The 4,614-nt window shown below is 73.7% G+C and carries 5 protein-coding genes; 2 read left to right on the top strand and 3 right to left on the bottom strand.

Annotation, left to right across the window (positions count from 1 at the left end):
* Both ACFU7Z_RS36650 and ACFU7Z_RS36645 read right to left on the bottom strand, forming a co-directional pair.
* The coding region (locus ACFU7Z_RS36650) for a ferredoxin (RefSeq protein ID WP_380782388.1) at positions 1–182 on the bottom strand (182 nt) is incomplete at its 3' end.
* Positions 176–1,384, bottom strand: coding sequence for a cytochrome P450 (locus tag ACFU7Z_RS36645; protein ID WP_380782386.1), 1,209 nt, complete (start codon positions 1,382–1,384; stop codon positions 176–178). The genes ACFU7Z_RS36650 and ACFU7Z_RS36645, both read right to left, overlap by 7 nt.
* 259 nt (positions 1,385–1,643) lie before the next feature.
* Here ACFU7Z_RS36645 and ACFU7Z_RS36640 point away from each other — a divergent pair, with 259 nt between their 5' ends.
* Complete coding sequence (locus ACFU7Z_RS36640; protein ID WP_380782384.1) at positions 1,644–2,270, top strand: class I SAM-dependent methyltransferase; 627 nt, start codon at positions 1,644–1,646, stop codon at positions 2,268–2,270.
* Positions 2,271–2,360: 90 nt separating this feature from the next.
* The gene (locus tag ACFU7Z_RS36635) at positions 2,361–3,002 is read left to right on the top strand and encodes a nucleotidyltransferase domain-containing protein (RefSeq protein WP_380782382.1); all 642 of its coding nucleotides are present in this window, start codon (positions 2,361–2,363) and stop codon (positions 3,000–3,002) included.
* Between the two features lie 35 nt (positions 3,003–3,037).
* On the opposite strand, the gene ACFU7Z_RS36630 is transcribed toward ACFU7Z_RS36635, so the two are convergent.
* On the bottom strand, positions 3,038–4,399 hold the full coding sequence (locus ACFU7Z_RS36630) for a Fic family protein (protein WP_380782380.1): 1,362 nt from the start codon (positions 4,397–4,399) through the stop codon (positions 3,038–3,040).
* Between the last annotated feature and the right edge of the window lie 215 nt (positions 4,400–4,614).

Below are 4,614 nucleotides of genomic sequence, written 5' to 3'. Positions count from 1 at the left end.
TCCCGGGCCTCTTCCGCCGCCCGTCCGACGGGCTCGGCGGCGAGCACGACGACCTGCCCGGCCTCGTCCTGGTCGAACACCGACGGCGCGGTCACCGCGCACTGCCCCGACGACACGCACCGCGTGGTGTCCGCCACCACCCGCGCGGCGGGCCGCTCGCGCTGCCGCTCCCCGTTCACCACAGGACCGGGACCTCGCCGAGGCCGCCCGCCAGCCGTTCGGAGTGGTCGCGCAGGCTGTGCGCGTCCACCGCCAGCCGCAGGCCGGGGAAGCGCCGGAACAGCGCGGTCAGCGCGATCTGCATCTCGGTGCGGGCCAGCGCGTTGCCGATGCAGTAGTGGCCGCCGTGCCCGAAGGCGAGGTGCGCGTTGGGGGAACGCGACGGGTCGAAGGCGTCCGGCTCCTCGAACGCCCGCCCGTCCCGGTTCGCGGCGTTGATCGCCACCAGCACCGCCTCGCCCCGCGCGATCGCCGTCCCCGCGAGGGTGACGTCCTCGCGGGCGTAGCGGGTCAGGCCCAGGGCGCCGGGCGCGGCCATCCGCAGGACCTCCTCCACGGTGGCGCGGGCCGACCCCTCCGGGTCGGCGGCGAAGCGGTCCCGCCGACCGGTGTCGCTCAGCAGGAACAGGACCCCCAGGTCGATCCGGGCCGAGGTCGTCTCGTGGCCCGCGAACAGCAGCCCCACCGCCAGGCGGGCCATCTCCTCCTCGGTGAACGAGGGGTCCTGCGCCTGTACGGCCAGGATGTCGCTGATCACGTCCTGGCCCGGCCGCTTGCGCTTCTCCTCGGCGATGGCGGACACGTACGCCTCGAACTCGGCCATGGCGGCGGCCCCGTCGGCCCCGCCGTACAGTGCGGCGATCCGCTCGGACCAGCCGCGCAGCAGGCCACGGTCCTCGACCGGCACGCCCAGCAGCTCGCAGATCACCATCACCGGCAGCGGGAACGACAGGTGGTCGTGCAGGTTGACGGCGCGTCGCGGATCTCCCGAACGCTCCTCGTCCATCGCGTCCAGGCAGGACGCGGCGAGTTCCCCGATCCGCTCGCCCAGCCGCCGCATCCGCGGCGCGCTGAACGCGGGCGCCAGCATCCGGCGCATCCGCGTGTGCTCCCGGTCCTCCTCCTCGGGCGAGGGGGCGGGGCGCGTGTGCAGCGCCGAGGACGAGATCCTCGGGGCGCCCTCGGTGTCGGGGCGCAGCCGGGAGAACCGGGTGTCGCTCAGGATCTCCCGGGCTTCCTCGTAGCGGGTCACCAGCCAGGCCGGGTCGCCGGCGGGTGTCGTCACCCGGGCGATCGGGCCTTCCTCGCGCAGGCGCGCGAGCAGCGGCGCCAGGTCCAGGGCGTTGGGGCGCTCGAAGGGTAACTGCGGTGCGGGGGCGGTCATGGTCTCTCCTCGCCGGCCGAAGGGCCACAAGAGCAGTGAACGCTTGACGGAGCCGTGCTCTCCTTGCCCGTCCGGACCAGGGCGGACGAGTGCCCTTCCGACCGACAAGTGAGAGTCGACTCTCTCTTACTGGGAGCGTAACACCACCGGCACGCACAGTCAGCCTCCAGAACGCTGCCGGGAGGAGGGCACCCGTCGAGACCGGCGGCAGCCGAAATACTGTCGCTCCGCCGGCCAGGGACGGCTACGGTGCGCCGTTGTGGATGACGAAGACCCGAAGGACCTGGTCCGGCGTGGATACGACCTGCTGTCCGCGCATTACGAACGCGCGTTCAACAGCGAGACGAAGTACGGATCGTGGATCGAGGAGTTGCTCGGGCGGCTCCCGGAAGCGGGCACGGTGCTGGACGTGGGGTGCGGGACCGGAGTCCCCGTGGCCCGGTCCCTCGCCGCAACAGGGCGCCGTGTCACGGGCGTCGACATCAGCGACGTCCAGATCCGGCGGGCACGGGAGCTGGTGCCGGAGGCCGAGTTCATCCGGGCGGACGCCACGACCCTGGCGTTCCCGCCGGGGACCTTCGACGCCGTGGTCTGCCTGTACGCGCTGATCCACATTCCGGTCGGGGAGCAGCCGGCCCTGCTGGGGCGGATCGCCTCGTGGCTGCGGCCGGGAGGCTGGCTCCTCGTCACCACCGGGCACCAGGCCTGGACCGGCACCGACAAGAACTGGCTCGGCGGCGGGGCCGCGATGTGGTGGAGTCACGCGGACGCGGCGACCAACCGGTCCTGGCTGCTGCGCGCCGGCCTGGAGGTGGCGCACGAGGAGTTCGTCCCCGAGGGCGACAGCGGCCACGTCCTGTTCTGGGCGCGGCGGCCCGTGAGCTGACGGGCCGTGCGGGGCCGTGGCAGAGCGGAGCGGTCGCGGGACGTACGCCGCCCACGGCCACGGCGGGCCCTCCGCTGATAGGTTCCAGCGATGAGCGAGCAACTACCCGACGGCGGCGTCGAACTGTCCCCCGACGACATCGAGGCCCTCCCCGCCAGGTGGTCGTCCTGCTGGGCCCCGGCTGAGGTCGCGCAGCGGTTGGCCGGGATCGGCACGCCCTGGTACGTGGCCGCAGGGTGGGCGCTGGACCTGTTCCGCGGCAGGCGGACGCGCGCCCACGGGGACATCGAGATCGGGATTCCGGCCGCGGGCTTCCCCGAGGTCCGCGACCGCTTCCCCGGGTACGCCTTCGACGCGGCGGGCAGCGGCCGGATCTGGGCGGACGCCGCGCCGGAGGTACTGGCCGCCGTCCACCAGACCTGGCTCCGCGATCCGGCCACCGGCGACTACCTGCTCGACGTGTTCCGCGAACCGCACGACGGCGACACCTGGATCTGCCGGCGCGACGAGACGATCCGGCTCCCCTACCGCGAGATCATCCACCACACCCGGGACGGCATCCCGTACCTGGCCCCCGAACTGGTCCTGCTGTTCAAGGCCAAGCACGTCCGCGAGAAGGACCAGTCGGACTTCGACGCGACCGTCCCGCACCTGACCCCGGCTCAGCGCGAGACCCTGACCGGCCTGCTCGCCCGCGTACACCCGGGGCACCCCTGGCTCGCGGACCTGTAGCAGCCCCCACTGGGCCCCGTGTCAACTGCCGCCGGTCACTGAGCGGCGGCGCGGCTCTGCCTGAGGTGGATCTCGACGGAGCGGCACAGGCTCAGCGCGTCGTGCGGGTCGTCGGCCCGGTAGCCGAACCGGCGGATGAGCAGCACCGAGTCGAGGGTGACGCCTGCGCGGGCCAGCACGAACAGCAGGGTGAGCAGGGCGGCGCGGGCGTTGCCGTCGTCGAACGGGTGGAAGAAGCAGACATCCAGGTAGACCCGGGCCGCCCTCGCGGCCAGCGGGATCCGGCCGTCGGCGGCCTGCGCCAGGCAGGCGTCGAGGCGGGCGCGGGTATCCGGGCCGATCCCGTAGCGCTCTTCGCCGCCTTTGGCGAAGGCGGGGCGGGTGCGCAGCGGCGGCGGCTCGGGGGTGCCCAGCACGTGCTGCTGCCAGCCGCGCAGCAGCTCGAAGTCGAGCACGGCACCACGCACCGCGTCGGCCCGCACCAGCTCCAGTGCGGTGAGCAGGCCGGCGGCGCGGGCGGGGTCCACGGCGGCGTCGAAGAAGCGGAAGTCCTCCGCCGCTCCGTCGCGGGCGGGGGTCACCGGCCCGCTGTCCGTGCCGTCCTCGCCGTCGGCGCCGTCCGACCACGGCACGCTCTCGCGCACGGCGAGCCAGCGTTCCAGGTGGTCCGGGAGCTCGCCCGGGTCCGGCGACCAGTAAATGTCCTGCGGACGCAGTGGGCCGACGAGTCGCTCCGCGACCTCATCGGCCAGGACGGTGTCGGGTGCGGTCCAGCTCTTGAACCGGCCGCCGACCGCCTGTCGAACCAGTCGCTCGGCCGGCTCGGGGGCGACGCCCCAGTAGCCGAGGAACCACTCCAGGACCTGCCGGCAGTGCCCGTACCAGCCGCTCTCGGCACCCGTCCGGTCGGCCACCTGCAGGATCAGGTTGCGGGCGGCGCGCTCCCACAGGATCCGGTCCGCGTCCAGGGTCTCCGGGTCCAGGGGGTAGGCCTCGAACCACTCCGCGAGCCGCTCCAGCCAGTCACGCCACTCGCACAGCGCCGCCACGACCCGGTCGAGGGTCTGCTCCGGGGTGGTGATCGAGTGCGATCCGCAGCACCAGTTCCCGACCGGCCCGCCGTCGACGTCCCCCTCGCCGAGCGACCAGCGCCACCCGGCCGCCCAGCGGCCGTAGCGCTCCATCAGCACGTGCGTCATGGCGTCGGACCAGGGTTTGGCCACCTCCCAGGCCCAGTTGACCCTGGTCAGATCGATGGCCGGGTCCAGCCGGGAGGGCACCCGCCGCGCCGGCCCGAGGGAGCGGATCACCCCCGCCACCGAGGCGGGGTCGAAGGGGTGGTCGGCGGGGTCGACGTCGTCCCAGGTCAGGTCTGTGGGGTGGAGCGTGTTGAGCACCGGGTCAGGGTGCCACGGGGCCCGGGGGCGCGAGCAACACCTTTTCCGGCAGTCCACAGGGCAGGGCACCACGCTCGTCGCCGCTGCTCGCCCTGACCGTCACCCGTCTGACGGCGGAACGCTGGTGGGTCCGCACCAGCGTGCTGCACCGCCTCTGGACGGAGCTCCCCGAGGGCCACCCGTTCCCCGCGCTCTCCCAGCGGGTCGACGCCGCC

The organism is Kitasatospora sp. NPDC057518 (genome assembly GCF_042802075.1).
Lineage (GTDB): Bacteria > Actinomycetota > Actinomycetes > Streptomycetales > Streptomycetaceae > Kitasatospora.
This window is presented reverse-complemented; position numbering and strand designations above follow the sequence as displayed.